This window comes from Kitasatospora sp. NPDC096140, from assembly GCF_040303045.1.
Classification (GTDB): domain Bacteria; phylum Actinomycetota; class Actinomycetes; order Streptomycetales; family Streptomycetaceae; genus Kitasatospora.
Genome location: NZ_JBEOUW010000003.1, coordinates 26,114 through 44,377 on the forward strand (window position 1 = coordinate 26,114; position 18,264 = coordinate 44,377).

The 18,264-nt window shown below is 72.6% G+C and carries 17 protein-coding genes; 7 read left to right on the top strand and 10 right to left on the bottom strand.

Features of this window, described 5'->3' with window-relative positions; genetic code table 11:
• Positions 1-47: 47 nt before the first annotated feature.
• Complete coding sequence (locus tag ABT048_RS03460) at positions 48-860, top strand: maleylpyruvate isomerase family mycothiol-dependent enzyme (protein ID WP_350519633.1); 813 nt, start codon at positions 48-50, stop codon at positions 858-860.
• 107 nt (positions 861-967) lie between these two features.
• Here ABT048_RS03460 and ABT048_RS03465 read toward each other — a convergent pair whose 3' ends face one another.
• Complete coding sequence (locus tag ABT048_RS03465) at positions 968-1,759, bottom strand: DUF3152 domain-containing protein (RefSeq protein ID WP_350519634.1); 792 nt, start codon at positions 1,757-1,759, stop codon at positions 968-970.
• A 273-nt stretch (positions 1,760-2,032) separates the two neighbouring features.
• Here ABT048_RS03465 and ABT048_RS03470 point away from each other — a divergent pair, with 273 nt between their 5' ends.
• Positions 2,033-2,452, top strand: a complete 420-nt coding sequence (locus tag ABT048_RS03470) for a DUF3151 domain-containing protein (protein ID WP_350519635.1) — start codon at positions 2,033-2,035, stop codon at positions 2,450-2,452.
• An 88-nt stretch (positions 2,453-2,540) separates the two neighbouring features.
• Here ABT048_RS03470 and fbaA read toward each other — a convergent pair whose 3' ends face one another.
• Positions 2,541-3,563: a class II fructose-bisphosphate aldolase gene (gene fbaA / locus ABT048_RS03475; protein WP_350519636.1), complete on the bottom strand. Its 1,023-nt coding sequence runs from the start codon at positions 3,561-3,563 to the stop codon at positions 2,541-2,543.
• Between the two features lie 351 nt (positions 3,564-3,914).
• Between fbaA and ABT048_RS03480 the strand changes: the two genes are divergently transcribed.
• On the top strand, positions 3,915-4,631 hold the full coding sequence (locus ABT048_RS03480; RefSeq protein ID WP_350519637.1) for a DedA family protein: 717 nt from the start codon (positions 3,915-3,917) through the stop codon (positions 4,629-4,631).
• 124 nt (positions 4,632-4,755) lie between these two features.
• Here ABT048_RS03480 and pyrE read toward each other — a convergent pair whose 3' ends face one another.
• From pyrE to ABT048_RS03500, 4 genes are all read right to left on the bottom strand, one after another.
• Positions 4,756-5,292, bottom strand: a complete 537-nt coding sequence (gene pyrE, locus ABT048_RS03485; RefSeq protein ID WP_350519638.1) for an orotate phosphoribosyltransferase — start codon at positions 5,290-5,292, stop codon at positions 4,756-4,758.
• Positions 5,293-5,335: 43 nt separating this feature from the next.
• Positions 5,336-6,424, bottom strand: a complete 1,089-nt coding sequence (locus ABT048_RS03490; RefSeq protein WP_350519639.1) for an SRPBCC family protein — start codon at positions 6,422-6,424, stop codon at positions 5,336-5,338.
• 212 nt (positions 6,425-6,636) lie between these two features.
• A complete protein-coding gene (locus ABT048_RS03495) occupies positions 6,637-8,283 on the bottom strand; it encodes a polyamine aminopropyltransferase (protein WP_350519640.1) in 1,647 nt (548 codons plus the stop codon).
• Between the two features lie 154 nt (positions 8,284-8,437).
• A complete protein-coding gene (locus ABT048_RS03500; protein ID WP_350519641.1) occupies positions 8,438-8,968 on the bottom strand; it encodes a DUF2617 family protein in 531 nt (176 codons plus the stop codon).
• Positions 8,969-9,686: 718 nt separating this feature from the next.
• Between ABT048_RS03500 and ABT048_RS03505 the strand changes: the two genes are divergently transcribed.
• From ABT048_RS03505 to ABT048_RS03515, 3 genes are read left to right on the top strand one after another with little or no spacing between them, the layout of a single operon-like run.
• Positions 9,687-10,016, top strand: coding sequence for a WXG100 family type VII secretion target (locus ABT048_RS03505; RefSeq protein ID WP_350519521.1), 330 nt, complete (start codon positions 9,687-9,689; stop codon positions 10,014-10,016).
• A gap of 30 nt (positions 10,017-10,046) precedes the next feature.
• Positions 10,047-11,669: a WXG100-like domain-containing protein gene (locus tag ABT048_RS03510; protein ID WP_350519642.1), complete on the top strand. Its 1,623-nt coding sequence runs from the start codon at positions 10,047-10,049 to the stop codon at positions 11,667-11,669.
• Complete coding sequence (locus tag ABT048_RS03515) at positions 11,666-12,223, top strand: hypothetical protein (protein ID WP_350519643.1); 558 nt, start codon at positions 11,666-11,668, stop codon at positions 12,221-12,223. The genes ABT048_RS03510 and ABT048_RS03515 overlap by 4 nt, the downstream gene beginning before the upstream one ends.
• A gap of 74 nt (positions 12,224-12,297) precedes the next feature.
• Here ABT048_RS03515 and ABT048_RS03520 read toward each other — a convergent pair whose 3' ends face one another.
• From ABT048_RS03520 to ABT048_RS03530, 3 genes are all read right to left on the bottom strand, one after another.
• Entirely contained in the window at positions 12,298-13,458 is a 1,161-nt protein-coding gene (locus tag ABT048_RS03520) for a pyridoxal phosphate-dependent aminotransferase (protein ID WP_350519644.1), read from the bottom strand.
• A gap of 102 nt (positions 13,459-13,560) precedes the next feature.
• The gene (locus ABT048_RS03525) at positions 13,561-14,025 is read right to left on the bottom strand and encodes a CYTH domain-containing protein (protein ID WP_350519645.1); all 465 of its coding nucleotides are present in this window, start codon (positions 14,023-14,025) and stop codon (positions 13,561-13,563) included.
• A gap of 212 nt (positions 14,026-14,237) precedes the next feature.
• On the bottom strand, positions 14,238-14,795 hold the full coding sequence (locus ABT048_RS03530; protein ID WP_350519646.1) for a type III secretion system chaperone family protein: 558 nt from the start codon (positions 14,793-14,795) through the stop codon (positions 14,238-14,240).
• Positions 14,796-15,207: 412 nt separating this feature from the next.
• Between ABT048_RS03530 and ABT048_RS03535 the strand changes: the two genes are divergently transcribed.
• Positions 15,208-15,492 carry a helix-turn-helix domain-containing protein gene (locus ABT048_RS03535; protein WP_350519647.1) on the top strand — a complete coding sequence of 95 codons (285 nt, stop codon included), beginning with the start codon at positions 15,208-15,210 and terminating at the stop codon, positions 15,490-15,492.
• A gap of 101 nt (positions 15,493-15,593) precedes the next feature.
• Here ABT048_RS03535 and clpB read toward each other — a convergent pair whose 3' ends face one another.
• Positions 15,594-18,200 (bottom strand): ATP-dependent chaperone ClpB, encoded by a 2,607-nt coding sequence (gene clpB / locus ABT048_RS03540; protein WP_350519648.1) that lies wholly within the window; start codon positions 18,198-18,200, stop codon positions 15,594-15,596.
• Positions 18,201-18,264: the final 64 nt, after the last annotated feature.

An 18,264-nucleotide genomic window follows, 5' to 3' on the forward strand; every position in this document is an offset into this window, starting at 1 on the left:
CGGCCGGCTCTGCGGAGCCGGCCGCCCCTCGGCGTATCTTGGGGCCCATGCCTCCCAAGTCCCGTACGTACCAACCGCAGAAGGTCCGCGCCGCACTGGCCGCCCAGACCGGGGCGCTGTGCTCCGTCGTGAGCGGCCTCACCGCGGAGCAGCTGGACCTGCCGACGAGGCTGGGCGAGTGGACGGTCCGGGAGCTGGTCGCGCACCTCGCCGTCCAACTCGACTACGTGCCCGCGCACCTGGACGATCCGCTCCAGGGCCGCCCGCCCCTGGACCTGTCGGGGTGGGTGGCGGCGGTCGGCACGGTCGCGGCAGTGCTGGACGAGCAGGCCAGGGAGCGGGCCTCGGCGGACTTCGGCGGGGATCCGGCCTCGGTGGCGGTGGCCTTCGGACGGTCCGCCGACGCGCTGACCGGACTGCTGGAACGGCCCGAAGCGGCAGACCCGGCACGGCGGTTCGAGATCCGGCTCGGCTCGATGACGCTCGCCGACATGCTGGTGACCCGGCTGGTGGAGACCGTCGTGCACGCCGACGACCTGGCCGACGCGCTCGGCCTGGACGCCTTCCCGCACGACCGCCAGGCCCTCGCCGCCGTCACCCGGATGCTGGCCGACGCCTTCGCGGACCACGTCCCCGGCGGCGCGGTGGAGCTGCGGATCCCGCCGTACGCCGTCGTCCAGGCCGTGGAGGGCCCCCGGCACACCCGGGGCACCCCGCCCAACGTGGTCGAGACCGACCCGCTGACCTGGATCCGGCTGGCCACCGGGCGGACCGACTGGGCGGCGGCGGTGGAGGCGGCCGCGGTGTCCGCCTCGGGGGAGCGCAGCGACCTGCGGGCGCACCTGCCGGTGCTCGGGTAGCCGGCTCAGCGCAGTTGCCCTGCCGCCGCCTCGGCGACCTTGCGCAGCGGCTCGCCGGCGATGTCCCGACTCCGTTGGGGTGCGGTCGGGTTCGGGACCGCCGGGGGCTACGGGACGGCCGGGCCGCCGAGGTAGGTGCCCTCCGCCGAGTACGGCCAGGCGTTGGGCGTGCAGCCCTTGAGGCCGTAGATCTGCTGCATCATCGCGGGTGCCGGCTTGCCGGGGGCGGGGCAGCCCTCGTGGCCGTGGCCGATCCGGTGGCCCACCTCGTGGTTGACGATCAGCGCCCGGTACTCCTCGATCGGCCCGCTGAACTGCGGTGAACCGGTGTTCCAGCGCTTGGAGTTGACGACCACCTGGTCGCCGACGTTGCAGTTGACCTCGCCGTGGGTGTCCAGGCCGGAGGCGCCGCAGATCCGGTCCACGGTGGCCGGTGAGGCGATCTTCACGGTGAAGTCGTACGAGCCGGTCGCGACCAGCTGGAAGCCGTTCCGGCGGTCGTTGGTCCAGCCGCGCGGGTCGCCGAGGATGCCGTGGATCTGGGCGGCGGCGTCCGCCGCGTCGATCCCGATGCCGTCCTCGACCTCGACCCGGTAGCGGCGCACGTTGCCGCGCCCGACCGCCTTGGCGTTGGCCGGGGCGGTGGTGAAGGTGCCCGGGCCCTTGGTGGGGCCGGGATCCGGTGCGGTGGGCGTCGGGGTGGGCGTGGGCGTGGGCGTCGGTGTGGGCGTGGGGGTGGCGACCGGGGTGGGGGTCGGCGTCGCCGCGGCGGTCTCCTCGCCGGGCGGGACGGCCCGCGCCTGGGTGGTCGGGGCGGCGGCCGGAGTGTCGGAGTGTCGGTCCAGCAGGACCGCGGTGGCGCCGAGCAGCACGGCGGCTGCCACCACTGCCGTGAGCATGCCAGGGCTCAATCTCCGACGGGGCCGGCGGCGTCTGCGGCCGCCCTTCTTCTGCTGGGCGGCTCGCCTACTGGCGGGTCGGACTGCGGGCACGACCGTCACCTTGGCATGGCGAACGGGTGAATGTCCATGTACCCGGTATGCAGATCGCCGGGTCTTCCTCCACACCGGGCCGTGCGACGGCGCCGTGACATCGCCGATCGACCGCACCTCGGACGATGCACCCACGGTGCGGCGGTTGACCCCTGCGTCTCGGGTGGCAGACTTCAGGGCATGGCGATTCACAGGAATCTTCTCGACGGTCCCGAACCGACCCTCCTGCCCGAGGAGGAGCGGCCCTACCGCATGCTGGCGGAGGAGTCCGCCTCACCGACCCAGGTGGCGGCCGAGTTCCCGTCCTTCTGCCTGGCCTGGGCCATGCTCGCCGACGACGCCTACGCGGCCGGCCGGTACGTCGAGTCGTACGCCTACGCCCGTACCGGCTACCACCGGGGCCTGGACGCGCTGCGGCGCAACGGCTGGAAGGGCCACGGCCCGGTGCCGTGGGAGCACCGCGGCAACCGCGGCTTCCTGCGCTGCCTGGCGGCGCTCGCGCGGGCGGCCGGCGCGATCAAGGAGACCGAGGAGGAGGCCCGCTGCTGGCAGTTCCTGAAGGACAGCAGCGCGGAGGCGTACGCGGAGCTCAAGCAGTAGGACCCGGACGTGCGGGTGCCCCCGGCGGAGGACCGCCGGGGGCACCCGTGTTCCACGCGGCTGCCGCGCTCGCACGCGGCCGCCGGGCTCACTTCAGGCGCTTGCCCGCCGAACGCAGCTGCTCGGCGGCCTCGACCACGCGGGCGGCCATGCCGGCCTCGGCCAGCTTGCCCCAGGTGCGGGGGTCGTAGGTGTTCTTCTTGCCGACCTCGCCGTCGACCTTCAGCACGCCGTCGTAGTTGGCGAACATGTGGCCGGCGACCGGGCGGGTGAAGGCGTACTGGGTGTCGGTGTCCAGGTTCATCTTCACGACGCCGTTCTCCAGCGCGGTGGCGATCTCCTCGGCGGTGGAGCCCGAGCCGCCGTGGAAGACGAAGTCGAACGGGTCGGTCTTGCCGTACTGCTTGCCGATCGCGTCCTGCAGCTCGCGCAGCAGCTCCGGCTTCAGCACGACGTTGCCCGGCTTGTACACACCGTGCACGTTGCCGAACGAGGCGGCCAGCAGGTAGCGGCCCTTCTCGCCCAGGCCCAGCGCCTCGGCGGTGCGCACGGCGTCGTTGACGGTGGTGTACAGCTCGTCGTTGATCTCGTGGGTGACGCCGTCCTCCTCGCCACCGGTCGGGGTGATCTCGACCTCAAGGATGATCTTGGCGGCGGCGGCCTGGGCCAGCAGCTCCTGGGCGATGGCCAGGTTGTCGGAGAGGGTCTCGGCGGAGCCGTCCCACATGTGCGACTGGAACAGCGGGTTCTCGCCCTTGGCCACGCGCTCGGCCGAGACCGCCAGCAGCGGGCGGACGTAGCCGTCGAGCTTGTCCTTCGGGCAGTGGTCGGTGTGCAGCGCGACGGTGATGTCGTACTTGGCGGCGACGATGTGCGCGAACTCGGCGAGCGCGACCGCGCCGGTCACCATGTCCTTGTTGTGCTGACCGCCCAGGAACTCCGCGCCACCGGTCGAGATCTGGATGATGCCGTCGCTCTCGGCCTCGGCGAATCCACGCAGCGCGGCGTGCAGGGTCTGCGACGACGTGACGTTGATGGCCGGGTAGGCGAACTTGCCCGCCTTGGCCCGGTCGAGCATCTCGTTGTAGACCTCGGGAGTTGCGATGGGCATGCGATCCGCTCCTGTCGGGTTGCGGCGTACGGACGGTGCTGTCCGACGCTGTGTACGCCTTCGTGACGACTCCGTGCCGGCCCGCCGACGCGCGGCGTTGCGATGTGGCTCTCCGGCACCAAGGTTCGAGCGACCTCCGCGGTACGGCCATGAGGGTGGTGGGCCGCCGCGGACCGGACGCCTCGGCCATCTTCCCAGACTCGTGCCCGCAGGTCAGCAGGAGCCCGCCTGTCGGAACGCGGCACCGTGCGGCCGGTGGGGCGGGTGGGGCCCGCGTGCGTCGGGCGGCGTCGGGAGCCCGGCGCACGGTACGCCCGCCCGCCCGCAAGGTACGCCCGCTATCCTGCGCCCGTGGACTACAACCAGCTGGCCGTCAACCTGCTCGACGCCAAATCCCTGATCTCGTCCCTCGGCGCCATCGGGCTGATCGCGATCATCTTCGCGGAGACCGGCCTGCTGGTCGGCTTCTTCTTCCCGGGTGACTCGCTGCTGATCATCGCGGGCGTCGCCGCCTCGAACGCCGCCTCGTCGGTGCTCGGCGACGGTGCCAGGCTGCCGATCGCGGTCCTGCTCATCGGCTGCCCGGTGGCGGCGATCGCCGGCGCCCAGCTGGGGCACCTGATCGGTGCCAAGGTCGGGCCGAAGATGTTCGACAAGCCCGATTCGAAGATCTTCCGACGCCAGTACGTGCAGAAGGCGGAGGAGTACTTCAACAAGTTCGGCTCCGGCAAGGCCGTGGTGCTGGCGCGCTTCATCCCGGTCGTCCGCACCTTCCTGAACCCGGTCGCCGGCACCCTGGAGATGCCCGCCCGGACGTTCTTCCTGTGGAACGTCATCGGCGGTGTGCTCTGGACCGAGTCCATGCTGCTGATCGGCTACTTCTTCGGCGAGGCGCTCGCCCCGGTGATCGACAAGTACCTGATCCCGGCGGCGCTGCTGATCGTGCTGCTGTCGATCTCGCCGATCCTGATCGAGGTCGTGCGCGAGCGGAAGAAGAAGAAGGCCGGCGGCGCCGACGCCGGCGACGGCCACGCGCAGGCCGGTGGCGGTCGGCACCGGCGGAGCTGAGCGCCCGGCCCGTAGGACGGCCGGAGGGCCGGGTCTGTTTCACGTGAAACAGACCCGGCCCTCCGTCGTTCGTGCGGTCGTCCGCGGGCGTGGGGTCGTCCGGAGACGTGGGGTGGTCGGGAGGTCAGAGACCCAGGTCGTCCAGGGTGTACGCGGTCACGTACTCCAGGCCCTGCTCCTGGACGGCACCCGCGCCGCCGCGCTCCACGATCACCGCGACGCCGACCACCTCGGCGCCCGCCTCGCGCAGCGCCTCGACGGCGGTCAGCACCGAGCCGCCCGTGGTGGAGGTGTCCTCGACCGCCAGCACCCGGCGGCCCTTCACCTCCGGACCCTCGATCCGGCGCTGCAGGCCGTGCGCCTTGCCGGCCTTGCGGACCACGAAGGCGTCCAGCTTCTGCCCGCGCGCGGCGGCGGCGTGCAGCATCGACGCGGCCACCGGGTCGGCGCCCAGGGTCAGACCGCCGACGGCGTCGTACTCCAGGTGCGAGGTCGCGTCCAGCATCACCCGGCCGACCAGCGGGGCGGCCTCGCCGTCCAGCGTGATCCGGCGCAGGTCGACGTAGTAGTCGGCCTCCTTGCCGGAGGAGAGGGTGACCTTGCCGTGCACGACGGCCTTGTCCTTGATCTGTGCCAGCAGGGCGTCGCGGTCGTTGCTCATGAGCGTTCAGTCTAGGGCCTGGCGACGCCCCCGGCGCTCCCGACTAGCGGCGACGCAGCGCCCTGACCAGCACCACGGCACCGCCCAGCAGGGCCACCGAACCGCCGATCACCCACGGCATCGCGTTGCGGCCGCCGGTGCCCGGCACCACGATCCCGCCGGCCTCGCCGCCCCACCGGGACGCCGCCCGGGCCCGCGCACTGCGGGCCGGCAGCGCCGGGGCGTACGGGCCGCGCGGCGGGGCGTGGTCCACCTCCTCGGCGGACCGGCCGACGATGCTGCGGCGCACCGGGCCGGTCAGCGCCGGCTCCTCCTCGTACGCGAAGAGCGGCTCGACGGGGATCTCCTCGGCGACGGCGTCCTGCTCCGCGGCGCCGGGCTCGACGTCGTCCTCGGGCTCGACGTCGTCCCGGTCCTGGCCGGTGGCGCGGTCCGTGTCCTCGTCCTCGTCCTCGTCGGCGGAGCCGGTGGGGAGGCCGAAGCGCTCGGCGTCGGCGTCGGAGAAGGCGATCAGGTCGGAGAGGTCGTCGTCGAGGTCGTCACCGGGCTGGTCCTGACGGTCCTCGATGAAGATCACCCCGGCGGTCTCGGTCCCGGCCTCGGCTTCGGTCTCGGTCTCGGCCTCGGTCTCGGCTTCGGTCGCCGCCTCGGCGTCGGAGTCCTCGTCCTGGTCCCGGTCCTGCTCGCCCTCCGGGGCGACCAGGGCGGCGGCGAACCTGTCCAGCAGACGGCGGCCGGTGGCGTCGAGGGTCTCCTCGTCGAACTCGGTCAGCCGACCGGTGGCGCTGAGGTCGCCGGTGAAGCGGATGACGGCGGTGCCGTCCTCGGCACCGTCCGCGACGCTGACCCGGACGGTGGCCGTCGCCTCGCCGCTGCCCCGGGCCTCCTGGCCCTCGGCGAGCACCGTCAGAACGCCCTCCCGGCCCTCGATCAGCGACAGCACGCCCTTGTACGTGATCGTGGAGCTGCCGACCCGCAGCTTCAGCCGCCCGCTGATCTCCTCGGCGGGCCCGGCCCCGACCGCAGCCGGCTCGGTGCTCAGCCCCGGCACACTCCGCGCCAGCAGCGCCGGATCCTGCAGGGCCTGCCGCACCAGCTCGGCGGGCATCGGGACGACAACCTCATGCTCCATGCCACGGAGCCTACCGACCCAACCCCGCCCGGTCCCTACCCACCACCACCCGACTTTCCCCACCCCACCCGCCCCACCCCGGCCCGCCGCCCCGCCTCCTCGGCCCGTCGAGGAGGCGGCCCCGCTCCGCGCGGGGCGTCCAGGACCGGCGGTGCGCGGCGACCCGTCGGCTGCGTCTGCTTCGCCGCCCCGTCGGCTGCGGGCTGTCGTGGTCAGTGCGGGCTGAGGAGGGTGAGGGCGGCCGGGGGACGGGCGGGGCGGAGGGCGGCGAGGCGGGTGGTGGAGGTGCGGAGGGTGTCGGGGGTGAGGGCCCGGGGCGGTGGGGCGTCGGGGGCGAGGGCGAGCGGGGGGTGGGTGGCGGCGGCGAGGAGGTAGTTCTGCCCGGAGGAGTCCGGCTGCCCGGGACGGCAGCTGGCGCTGGGGCTGCCCGGGACGGCGTACGGGGCGGTCTGCAGTCCGGCCGTGCGCAGGCCGGAGTCGATCTGCCAGAGGCCGTTCAGGTCGCTCCCGGCCCGGACGGCGATCCGGCCGCCGGGGGAGAGCAGCCGGGCGGCGAGGCCGTAGAACTCCTGGGAGTGGAACTTGACCGGCCCGCCGTCGGCCGGTGCGGGCAGGTCGGCGAGCACCACGTCGTACGGTCCGTCGTCCTCGGTGGCGCTCGCGCCGCGCAGCCAGGCCATCGGGTCGGCGGCGGTGGTGCGGACCCGCGGGTCGTCCAGGGAGTGGCCGCCGAGGCCGGCGAGCCCGGGGTCGGTGCGGGCGAGCCGGGGGAGGGCGGGGTCGGCGTCGACCAGGCGGACGGAGTGGACGCCGCGGTGGCGCAGCACCTCCCGCAGGGCGAGCCCGTCGCCGCCGCCGAGCAGCAGGACCCGGCTGTCCGGCCCGGCGGCCATCGCGGGGTGGACCAGGCCCTCGCTGGCCCGGTACTCGTCGGGCCCGCAGGCCGCGAGCCGTCCGTCGAGGTAGAGCCGGAGCGGGCCCTCGGCGGGGCCGGTGAGCACGATCTCCTGGTTCCGGCTGCGGGTGGCGAAGCGGACCTGGTCGCCGTAGAGGGCGTGCCGGGCGGCGCGTTCGATCGCGTCGGAGCCGGCCGCGGCCGCGGCGAGCAGGCCGAGGACGAGCAGGCAGCCGCCCCAGAGCAGCCGTCGTATCCGCGGGGCGGGTTCCTCCCGGAAGAGCCAGAGCACCAGGGCGGCGCCCGCGACGGCGTTGACGGCGCCGGTGAGGAGCGCGCCGTCGCCGGGGCCGAGCGTCGGCATGATCAGGAACGGGAAGGCGAGTCCGCCGATCAGTGCCCCCACGTAGTCGGCGGCGAAGAGGTCGGCTGCCGCGCGCCCGGCGTCCTCGCGTCTGATCCGTTGGACGAGGGTCATCAGCAGGGGGATCTCGGCGCCGATCAGGATGCCGATGAGGCAGGTGAGGCCGACCATCACGGCCTGGTAGCGGCCGAGCCAGGCCCAGCAGGAGTAGAGGGCGAGGACGGAGAGGCCACCCGTGAGGGCGAGCGCGCACTCGACCAGGGCGAAGGCGGTGGCGGGCCGGCGGGTGAGCCGTTTGGCGAGCAGCGAGCCGAGGCCCATCGCGAACACCATGACGGAGAGCACCACGGAGGTCTGGGTGACGGTGTCCCCGAGTAGGTAGTCGCCGAGCGCGACGAGTTCGAGTTCGTAGACCAGCCCGCAGGCCGCACAGACGAAGGCGGCCGTCAGGACGGCCAGCCGGGCGAGCCGGGGGCGGGAGCGCAGCCGGGATCGACGGCGGGCGGGCAGTGGGGCGAGGCCGTGCCCGGGCCGGGGTGGGGCGCCGTCGTCGAGGTCCACTCGCGGGCGTGCGGGCGGACCGGCCGGATGGTTGATCACGAACAAACGCTAGGGGACGTGCGGGACGGATAGCTGCGCCCATCCGACGGACAGTGGGCCACGCCGGATTGACGAACCGTTCCTGCGTACGATTCGAAGGGCTTTCCTTGGCAGCCTATGGCCGGGTCGGTGTTCGCGTCCCGGCTTTCGGGAGTCACGGCCCCGACACCACGAGCGAGGAGCGGGTGCACACCAGCTGCCCCTCCTGCGGGTAGGCGTGCCAGGTCCGCCAGAGCAGGCGGTCGGTGCCGCCCTGGGTGACCAGCGCGGTGAAGGCGCTCGGGTCGCCGGGGAAGACCCCGGCGAGGCCGCGCGGGTGGCCCTCGACCAGGGCCAGCAGTTCCTGGGCGCGGGCGGCGAAGTCGTGCGGCGGCAGCGCCTCGATCCGGGCGGCGAACTCGTACTCCCAGCCGCCGACCTGCTTGGCCACCCGGGCCGGCAGCGGGGTGCGGCGGCCGGGCAGGCAGGCGACGGTCTCCAGGCACCGGCCGGGACCGGCGTCGATCACCACCTGGTGCGAGGCGCCCAGCAGCCGCAGCTGGAGGGTGCCGGTCGCGCCCGGACGGCCGCCTCCGTCGAGTCTCAGGTCGCGGACCGCGAGAGCGGGCAGCGGGTCGCCGCCGAGGCACCAGGCGAGGTCACCGGCGCGGGTGTCCGTGTAGGAGGTCTGCAGTGTGGTGAGCATGCTCGGCTCCGCGTTTCAGCTCCGTGCGCGCCCGCCGAGCAGCAGCGAGTAGGCCTAGGCGATGGCGAGGCTGTTCGTGGCTGTGCGGCCCTGGGCGCGGCCGACCGTGGAAGGAAGGATTCCGGCTGGAGATTCAGCAGCAGAGAAGCACGAATACGCCGGGTCCGCCGGTGATTTACCCAACTTTGTCAAGCATTCACCGTTTCGAGCACACCTGCTTCCCGGCTCTGATCGACCCGGTGTGCGACTTTGCACAGCGCGCGCCCCTAGCACCGGGTCGTGCGCCGTGCGCGCCGGTTGTGCGCTGCCAGCGCGCATCACGCGCCGCCGCCCTCGATGCACGGGGCGGGGAGGGCGGCGGAGGTGTGCCGGATGGTGCGCCGGTTTTGCCCTGGGGGCGGCAAACCGGCCGTCCGATCAGGCGAGTTGATGGCCCCTCAGGATAGGCGTCCGGTCGGCGTCGACCGTCGTCGGGAGGTGTGAAAGGGGGCGCGCGGGCCCTCGGAGGCGCCGTAGGCGGGACACGCGCTCCCGGCGGACGTCATCCCTTTTGCAGCAAGTGAAGCGGATCAGGCTACGGCCGGCGTCGGAGCCGTCGTCCGGCGCGGGGTGGCAGGGTGTGACCCGCCTCACGGGCGTCCGTCGAAACTGCGTCAGCTTCCCTTGTCATCTCACTCTTCGCACTGATCCGAGGTGCGGACAGCATGGGGGTGTCGTTGTGGCGGATGACGGGGCGAAGGCGGGTGGGCCGGAGTTCAAGGTCCGGCCGGGGGAGTTGACGGACGCCGCGCCGACCTTCGAGAACCAGAGCAAGGCGCTGAAGACGGCGCTCGACACGCTCAAGCGCAGTCTGGCCGACGCGGGCAGTCCGTGGGGTGGTGACAAGCAGGGCAACGAGTTCGCGACGGCGTACAACGGTCCGCACGACAAGGTGCTCTCGGCGCTGGACGTCCTGGTCCAGGGGCTCGGCAGCATCGGCGCGGGGCTGCGCGCCCACGCCGACAACCATGCCGGGGCCGACGACCACGCCAAGAACCTGCTGTCGTGATCCGCCCCGTCCCTTACCTCGGGTCGGCCTGTGGGTGAGTCCACGGTCGCGAAGGCCGTTCAGAAGGTCACCGGCATGTGGTGGCCGGATGCGGACCCGGACAAGTTGCGCAAGGTCGCCGACGCGTGGGAGGCGATGGCCACCGCCATCGACAACGTCACCGCGCCGACCAATCAGGCCGCGGCCGCCATCGTGGCCAACAACCACGGCCCGGCGATCGACGCTTTCGGCACGTTCTGGGGGCAGTACTACGGCGGCAAGGACAGCGCGGGCAAGGGCAAGGGCTGGCTGCCCGACACCGCGGAGGCGTGCCGCAGTCTGGCCAAGGCGCTGCGGGAGTTCGCCCACGAGGTCGACAAGGCGATCAAGAAGCTGGAGGAGGAGGCCGCGATCGTCGGCGGCACCCTGGTCGTCGGCGCGGCCCTCGCCTTCGTGACCTTCAGCATCTCGGCGGACATCGCCGTCGCCACCGCCGCGGGCATCGTGGCCACCGCCGCGTCGGTCGGTGTCGCGGTCTCCGAGGTCGTGGCCACGATCGCGGCCACGATCCTGGTCGGTGCCGTGTTCGGTGCGGTCGAGGCGATCGCCGTGGACGTCGCCGTCGCTCAGCCGATCCGGGTGGAGTTCTTCGGTGACGGCGGCTACAGCCTCACCGAGGCCGCCGACTCCGCCAAGACCGGCGGCATCATGGGCGCGGCCGGCGGCGGCCTCGGCGCCGGCGGACGTGCCGTGGCTGCCGCCGCCGAGAGCGCCGAGAGCGCCTCGGTCGTCCTCAACGGTCTCGCCAGGGTGGCCAACGCCGCCGACACCCTCCCGGGCCGCATGGTCACCGGTGCCGGCCTCACCTACGGCTACGACGCCGCGTTCAAGACCGGGCCCGTCATGCCCCTGGACCTCATCGTCGGCGCAGTCGGCGCCGCGGCCGCGCCCGGAGGTACCCCGAAGCGCCGCCCGAGCTTCACGGGGGCCGAGGCCAATGGCTTCGCGCGCACACCTGACGGCGCTCCCGAGCCGTGGGTGTCCGAATCCGGATCCCGGTACGTGCACGACCCGGAGAGCAGTACGGGAATCGACCCCCGGGCCGTCAGGATCTACGAGGAATACCGCACCAGGACCGACGACATCGCGGAGGTGGCCACCGACGCCAAGGTCGATCCGCGAATCGTCGAAGTCGCGAAGAACAACCTCATGGTGAACCGCCATGACGTTCAGATCGGCCCGGGTGAGAAGAACGTCATGAAGGACGTCTACTTCGAACCCGAATGGGAGATCGCGCGGCGCTGGAACGCCATCGTGAAGGGCATCCCGGCGCCGAAGGACAAAATCGAGATCATCCGCTCCGTCATCGCCCACGAGTACGTGGAGGCCAAGCTCTTCGAAGCCGGCCTCCCGTATCTGCCCAGCCACCCCGACTGCTGGGTGGGCGCCCGGCCGGAAGCCCATCCCGACCACTTCAGCGCCCACCAGCTGGCGCCCAACAGCTTTGATAAGATTGACTTTTCGAGCGACAACATAACCAGTTCACTCTGGATCTGGAAGAAGTACGGTATCGAGGTTCCGCCCGTTCCGATTGCCGACGATCTCTCGAATCTCGACGTTCTGGTCGACGCGATTAAATCCCACCTCCGGGCGAAAGGTTACGACCTCAAGTGAGTTCCGACGCTGTGCAGTCGATGGTTGATCGCCTCAAGGCCGTCGACTGGAAGTCCCCGGGCGAGGCCATCGAGAAGGGCTATTCGCGCGCTGCGCTGATGGAGGAGTACTTCCGGCGGGCCGCGCTCTGGCTCGACGCCTATGGAGAGCCCCAGATGTGGCCCTTCTTCGACCTCGCGGAGATCGTGGACCCTTCCGTCCGTGCCGACCCGGCGGTGATCGCGGACATCGAGAACTTCATCGACGACGCCTCCGGCTCGTCGTACGCCATGGACAGCGGCGCGGCCGCCGTCCAGTGGGCCGCCCTGACCAGTGCGCCCGGGGTGCAACTGCCCCCGCTGCCGGATCCGTTCGAGCCCCTGCTCCGCCTCTACGAACGCGGCGGCTCCAGCTTCCGCTTCACCAACGGCTTCATCGACTTCGGCATGACCATGGTGCCGCGCAGCACCTGGCGGAAGCACCTGGCCCCGAGCCCGGCCGTCGAACTGGACGACCGGGCTCTGGACGCACTGGACGCGGAGGGCTGGGCCCGTTTCAACAACCCGACCGGCTGACGTCCACACCCCGACCGGCCGGCGTCGACACCCCGACCGGCCGGCGTCGACGCCCCGACCGGCCGGCGCGCCGGTCAGAGCCGCTGGAGTCGTGCCACCGCCTCGCGCAGGACCTCGTCCTTCTTGCAGAAGGTGAAGCGGATCAGGCTGCGTCCGGCGTCGGCGTCGTCGTAGAAGACGGCGTTGGGGATGGCGACGACGCCGCAGCGCTCGGGCAGGGCGCGGCAGAACTCGACGCCGTCCTTCTCGCCGAGCGGGGTGATGTCGGTGGTGACGAAGTACGTGCCCTCGGGGGTGAAGGCCCGGAAGCCGGCCGCGGTGAGGCCGTCGACCAGCAGGTCGCGCTTGCGCCGCAGGTCGGCGCGGAGGGTGTCGAAGTACGTGTCGGGCAGCCGCAGCGCCTCGGCGACGGCGTACTGGAACGGGCCGGCGCTCACATAGGTGAGGTACTGCTTGGCGGTGCGCACGGCGGAGACCAGGGTCGGGCTCGCGGTCACCCAGCCGACCTTCCAGCCGGTGAAGGAGAAGGTCTTGCCGGCGGAGGAGATGGTGACGGTGCGGTCGCGCATGCTGGGCAGGGCGGCCATCGGGTGGTGGGTGGCGCCGAAGACCAGGTGCTCGTAGACCTCGTCGGTGACCACCAGCAGGTCGTGCTCGACGGCCAGTTCGGCGATGGCCGTCAGCTCGTCGGCGGTCAGGACGGTGCCGGTGGGGTTGTGCGGGGTGTTGATCAGCAGCAGCCGGGTGCGCGGGGTGATCAGGGCGCGCAGCTCGTCGAGGTCGGGGCGGAAGTCCGGGGCCCGCAGGGTGAGCGGGCGGCGGGTGGCGCCGGCCATCGCGATGCAGGCGGCGTAGGAGTCGTAGAAGGGTTCGAGGGCGATCACCTCGTCGCCGGGCTCCAGCAGGGCCAGCAGGGTGGCGGCGATGGCCTCGGTGGCACCGGCGGTGACCAGTACCTCGGTGTCGGGGTCGTACCCGAGGCCGTGGAAGCGCTGCTGGTGCTCGGCGATCGCGGTGCGCAGCTCGGGGATGCCGGGGCCGGGCGGGTACTGGTTTCCGCGGCCCTCGCGCAGGGCCCGGACGGCTGCCTCGCGGACCTCCTCGGGCCCGTCCGTGTCCGGGAAGCCCTGGCCGAGGTTGATCGAGCCGGTGGCCGTGGCCAGGGCGGACATCTCCGCGAAGATCGTCGTTCCCATGCCCGCCAGTCGGCGGTTCAACAGCGGCCTCGCACTCATGCCCGGCTCCTCGTGGCTCGTCGGTGGGGTCCATCCTCCGGGGCGGGCGGACGCGCGAACAAGACCGTCGGCCCGTGTCGTTCGACCCGGTCGAGCGCTACGTCACGGCGCCGACGAACCGCGGACGGCCAGGGCCTGGTTCCGGTAGCGGTCCTGTCCGGTGATCTCCTCCCCGAACCAGGCCGGGGGCTCGAACGCCTCCGCCTCGGCGGGCGAGTCGAACTCCACCTCGACGGTGCGCAGGCCCTGCAGCGGGCCGGCGTACACGTCCAGGTAGGCGGTGGTCGGACCGAGCGGCACGGGCGTCCTGGTCTTCTCCAGCCGGGCGCCGTCCGTGGCGGGCCACAGTTCGCTGAACTGCTCCGCGGAGAGCTCGACCTCCAGCTCCGTGCGGACGAGGCCCGAGCCCTCCTTCACGGTGAGGAAGCAGCGCTCGCCGTGGCGCCGCAACCGGACCTCCTTCGGGCCGAGCGCCACGTACCCCTGGAGGATGCGCTCGCCGGCGGGCGCCGCGGGCTCCAGCTCCGGCCGGTCCGCCAGGTACTTCCGCTCGATCTCCACGCCCATGACCGTGACCCTCCTCGTCCACGTGCCGTCGTCCGCGTGCCGTCGTCCGCGTACCTGCGCCGGAAGGCCCGGACCGGGCCCCGGGGCCCCTGGCAGCCCGAACGGTGCCGGGACGGTGCCGGGACGGTGCCGGGGTCGGGGGCCGGGAACGGGCACGGCCCGCCACCGGCGCGAGCGCCGGGCGGGCCGTACCGGACGGTGCCGGGGAGGGATCAGGCCTCGTCGGTGCCCTCGGGGGCCTCGCCGTCCTCGCCCTCGATCTCGTTCTGCAGGCCCAGGCGCTCGACGATCCACTGCTCGAAGCCGACCGCGGCCTGGGTCCAGTTGGCGGTGGTGGTCACGAAGTAGTCCAGGTTGACGCCGTGGCCGACGATCATCTGGGCCTCGCCGATCAGGCGGACGACGCCGTCCTCGTGGGTGTGGGTGTAGACCTTGGGCCAGAGGGTCTCGCGGTTCCACTCGTCGATCAGGTCGAGGACCTCGCCCTTCTTCTCCAGCGGGTACGCGCGGTCGTAGAAGGCACGGACCGCGAAGAGCTCCTTCTGGTCGCCGCGGAACATGTAGTAGACGCGGAAGCCCTCCCAGGGGGCGGTGAGGTCGCCCTCCTCGTCCACGACGTGCTTGAGCTGCATCTGGTCGAGCAGCTGGGCGACCAGGCTCTGGTCCGGCACGATGATCGGCGGGGGGCCGGCCGGCTGCCCGCCCTGGCCGCCGGGCTGTCCGCCCTGGGGCGCGCCGAAGGACGGGATGGACGACGGGTCGATGCTCATGGGGGTCCTCTTCCTCAGTGCACGTGGTGGCCGGCAATGAGAGGCCGCCCTTTCCACCTCCCATCCTGCCTCATTCGGGGCTCCGCTCACAGGGGCACCCGGGGGCGCGTCGATCTTCGCCGCGGCGCTGTTCGGGGGTCTGCCGCGGGGCTCGGGGAGGGCTCCCGGCGGGTCTGCTGACACGGCTCGCGACGGGGCTCGCGGAGGGGTCACGGCGGGCGGCGGTCACGGAGGGTGTCCGGTCGGTGCGACGGGCCGCGCGACGGCGCTTGAGTGAGCCACGTCACGCGCCCGGCGCACGGGTTCGCCTGCCGGGCGGGCCGGATGCGGTTAGCGTGCGATGGAACTCGCTTCACACAAAGCCCGTTCTGCAAGGGCAAGTTGAGCTGTTCCGAGTCGAGGGGGGGAACACATGGACGGAACGGTGACGGGGGAGGGGGCATCGCTCGGGGCACTGCTGCGGACCATCCGGCTGGACCGGGGGATGACGCAGGAGCAACTGGGTGACGCCACGGGGTTGAGCGTGCGGTCGATCCGGGACCTGGAGCGGGGCGTGTCCTGCCCGCGGGTCTCGACCCTGCGGCTGCTGACCCAGACCTGGAACCTGCCGGAGGCGCAGGGGGCCGAGCTGCACCGGCTGGCGCGCGGCTGGCGGGACCGGTCGAGGCGGCGGCAGAGGCGGGGCGCGGCCGACTGACGGCGGGCGCCGCGGCCGGCGCACGTACGGGGCCCGGCCGGCCGGACACGGCTGCGCGGGCCGCCCCCGTCCGGGTGGACGGGAGCGGCCCGCGCGCGGCACTACTTCTCCAGCGGCCCCCGGCCACGGACGGTGAGGCGGTCGCCCTCCTCGTCGAGCTCGACCAGGACGGTGTCCCCGTCGTGCACCGCGCCGGACAGGATCGCCCGGGCCAGCTGATCGCCGATCGCGGACTGCACCAGCCGGCGCAGCGGGCGGGCGCCGTACGCCGGGTCGTAGCCGGTCAGCGCCAGCCAGTCGCGGGCGGCCTCGGAGACCTCCAGGGTGAGCCGCCGCTCGTTCAGCCGCTCGCCGAGGCGGGCCACCTGCAGGTCGACGATCCGGCTCAGCTCGCCGGTGCCCAGCGGGTCGAAGACCACGATGTCGTCCAGCCGGTTGAGGAACTCCGGCTTGAACGCGGCCCGGACGGCGCCCAGCACCAGCTCCCGCTTCTCCGCCTCCGGGGTGCTCGGGTCGACCAGGTACTGGCTGCCCAGGTTGGAGGTGAGGATCAGGATGGCGTTGCGGAAGTCCACCGTGCGGCCCTGGCCGTCGGTGAGCCGCCCGTCGTCCAGCACCTGGAGCAGGACGTCGAAGACCTCCGGGTGCGCCTTCTCCACCTCGTCCAGCAGGACGACGCTGTACGGGCGGCGGCGGACCGCCTCGGTGAGCTGGCCGCCCTCCTCGTAGCCGACGTACCCGGGCGGGGCGCCGACCAGGCGGGAGACCGAGTGCTTCTCGCCGTACTCGCTCATGTCGATCCGGACCATCGCCCGCTCGTCATCGAACAGGAAGTCGGCGAGGGCCTTGGCGAGTTCGGTCTTGCCGACACCCGTCGGGCCGAGGAAGAGGAAGGAACCGGTCGGACGGTCCGGGTCGGCGATGCCGGAGCGGGTGCGCCGCACCGCGTCCGAGACGGCCTGCACGGCCTCCGCCTGGCCGATCAGGCGCCTTCCCAACTCCTCCTCCATGCGCAGGAGTTTGGCGCTCTCGCCCTCCAGCAGGCGGCCGGCCGGGATGCCCGTCCAGGAGGCGACCACGTCGGCCACGTCGTCCGGGCCGACCTCCTCCTTGACCATGGAGGCGGACGCGTCCTGGTCGGCGGCGCGCTCCTGGGCGTCGGTGAGCTCCGTCTCGGCGGCCGGGATCTCGGCGTACATCAGCTTGGAAGCCCGCTCGAAGTCCCCGTCGCGCTGGGCGCGTTCGAGCGCGCCGTGCAGGTCGTCCAGCCGCTCCTTGAGCTCGCCGACCCGGTTGAGGCTCTTCTTCTCCTGCTCCCAGCGCGCCGTGAGCACGCTCAACTGCTCGTTCTTGTCGGCGAGATCGCGCCGCAGCCGGGCGAGCCGGTCGACCGAGGCCGGGTCCGACTCCTTCTCCAGGGCCAGCTCCTCCATCCGCAACCGGTCGACGGCACGCTGGAGTTCGTCGATCTCGACCGGGGAGGAGTCGATCTCCATCCGCAGCCGGGAGGCCGCCTCGTCGACCAGGTCGATCGCCTTGTCGGGCAGGAAGCGGGAGGTGATGTAGCGGTTGGACAGGGTGGCCGCGGCGACCAGGGCGGCGTCCGAGATCTGCACCTTGTGGTGCGCCTCGTACCGGCCCTTGAGGCCGCGCAGGATGGCGATCGAGTCCTCCACGCTGGGCTCGCCGACCAGCACCTGCTGGAAGCGGCGCTCCAGGGCGGGGTCCTTCTCGATCCGCTCGCGGTACTCGTCCAGCGTGGTGGCGCCGACCATCCGCAGCTCGCCGCGGGCCAGCATCGGCTTGAGCATGTTGCCCGCGTCCATCGCGGAGTCGCCGCCCGCGCCCGCGCCGACCATGGTGTGCAGTTCGTCGATGAAGGTGACGACCCGGCCGTCGGAGGCCTTGATGTCGTTCAGGACGGCCTTCAGCCGCTCCTCGAACTCGCCGCGGTACTTGGCGCCCGCGACCATCGCGCCGAGGTCCAGCGCGACCAGCCGCTTGCCGCGCAGCGACTCGGGCACGTCGCCGGCCACGATGCGCTGCGCCAGGCCCTCGACCACGGCGGTCTTGCCGACGCCCGGCTCGCCGATCAGCACCGGGTTGTTCTTGGTCCGGCGGGAGAGCACCTGGACCACCCGGCGGATCTCGTGGTCGCGGCCGATGACCGGGTCGAGCTTGCCGTCCCGGGCGGCCTGGGTGAGGTCGGTGCCGTACTTCTCCAGGGCCTTGTAGGTGCCCTCGGGGTCCGGCGAGGTGACCTTGCCGCTGCCGCGGACGTCCTTGAACGCGGCGAGCAGGGCCTTCGGCGTCGCGCCCTGCTGCACCAGCAGCTCGGCGACCGGACCGCCCTCGGCGGCCAGGCCGACCATCAGGTGCTCGGTGGAGACGTACTGGTCGTCCAGGTCGTCCGCGCGCTTGCCGGCCTCGGTGAGCACCGCGAGGGTGTCCCGGGCGAGCTGGGGGGCGGCGACCGTCGAGCCCATCGCGCTGGGCAGCGCGGCCGACTGGCGGCGGGCCTCGGAGCCGACCCGGGCGACGTCCGCCCCGACCGCCTCCAGCAGGGGCCGGGCGATGCCCTCGGGCTGCTCCAGCAGGGCGATCAGGATGTGCACCGGCTTGACGTCCGGGTTGCCGGCCGCGCCCGCCTGCCGGATCGCGGCGGACAGGGCGTCCTGCGTCTTGGTGGTGAACTTGCTGGCGTCCACTGCTGGGGGGTCCTCCCTCGTCGTCCTGCACTTCTGATGCCTACAGCATGCACTAAGTTGAGTC

What these genes read in the sequence shown, in the direction of transcription:
- ABT048_RS03535 (WP_350519647.1), top strand. Translation starts at nt 15,208, where the DNA reads ATGGACGGAACGGTGACGGGGGAGGGGGCATCGCTCGGGGCACTGCTG.
- ABT048_RS03460 (WP_350519633.1), top strand. Translation starts at nt 48, where the DNA reads ATGCCTCCCAAGTCCCGTACGTACCAACCGCAGAAGGTCCGCGCCGCA.
- pyrE (WP_350519638.1), bottom strand. Translation starts at nt 5,292, where the DNA reads ATGAGCAACGACCGCGACGCCCTGCTGGCACAGATCAAGGACAAGGCC.
- ABT048_RS03465 (WP_350519634.1), bottom strand. Translation starts at nt 1,759, where the DNA reads ATGCTCACGGCAGTGGTGGCAGCCGCCGTGCTGCTCGGCGCCACCGCG.
- ABT048_RS03520 (WP_350519644.1), bottom strand. Translation starts at nt 13,458, where the DNA reads ATGAGTGCGAGGCCGCTGTTGAACCGCCGACTGGCGGGCATGGGAACG.
- ABT048_RS03490 (WP_350519639.1), bottom strand. Translation starts at nt 6,424, where the DNA reads ATGGAGCATGAGGTTGTCGTCCCGATGCCCGCCGAGCTGGTGCGGCAG.
- ABT048_RS03500 (WP_350519641.1), bottom strand. Translation starts at nt 8,968, where the DNA reads ATGCTCACCACACTGCAGACCTCCTACACGGACACCCGCGCCGGTGAC.
- ABT048_RS03530 (WP_350519646.1), bottom strand. Translation starts at nt 14,795, where the DNA reads ATGAGCATCGACCCGTCGTCCATCCCGTCCTTCGGCGCGCCCCAGGGC.
- ABT048_RS03525 (WP_350519645.1), bottom strand. Translation starts at nt 14,025, where the DNA reads ATGGGCGTGGAGATCGAGCGGAAGTACCTGGCGGACCGGCCGGAGCTG.
- ABT048_RS03470 (WP_350519635.1), top strand. Translation starts at nt 2,033, where the DNA reads ATGGCGATTCACAGGAATCTTCTCGACGGTCCCGAACCGACCCTCCTG.
- fbaA (WP_350519636.1), bottom strand. Translation starts at nt 3,563, where the DNA reads ATGCCCATCGCAACTCCCGAGGTCTACAACGAGATGCTCGACCGGGCC.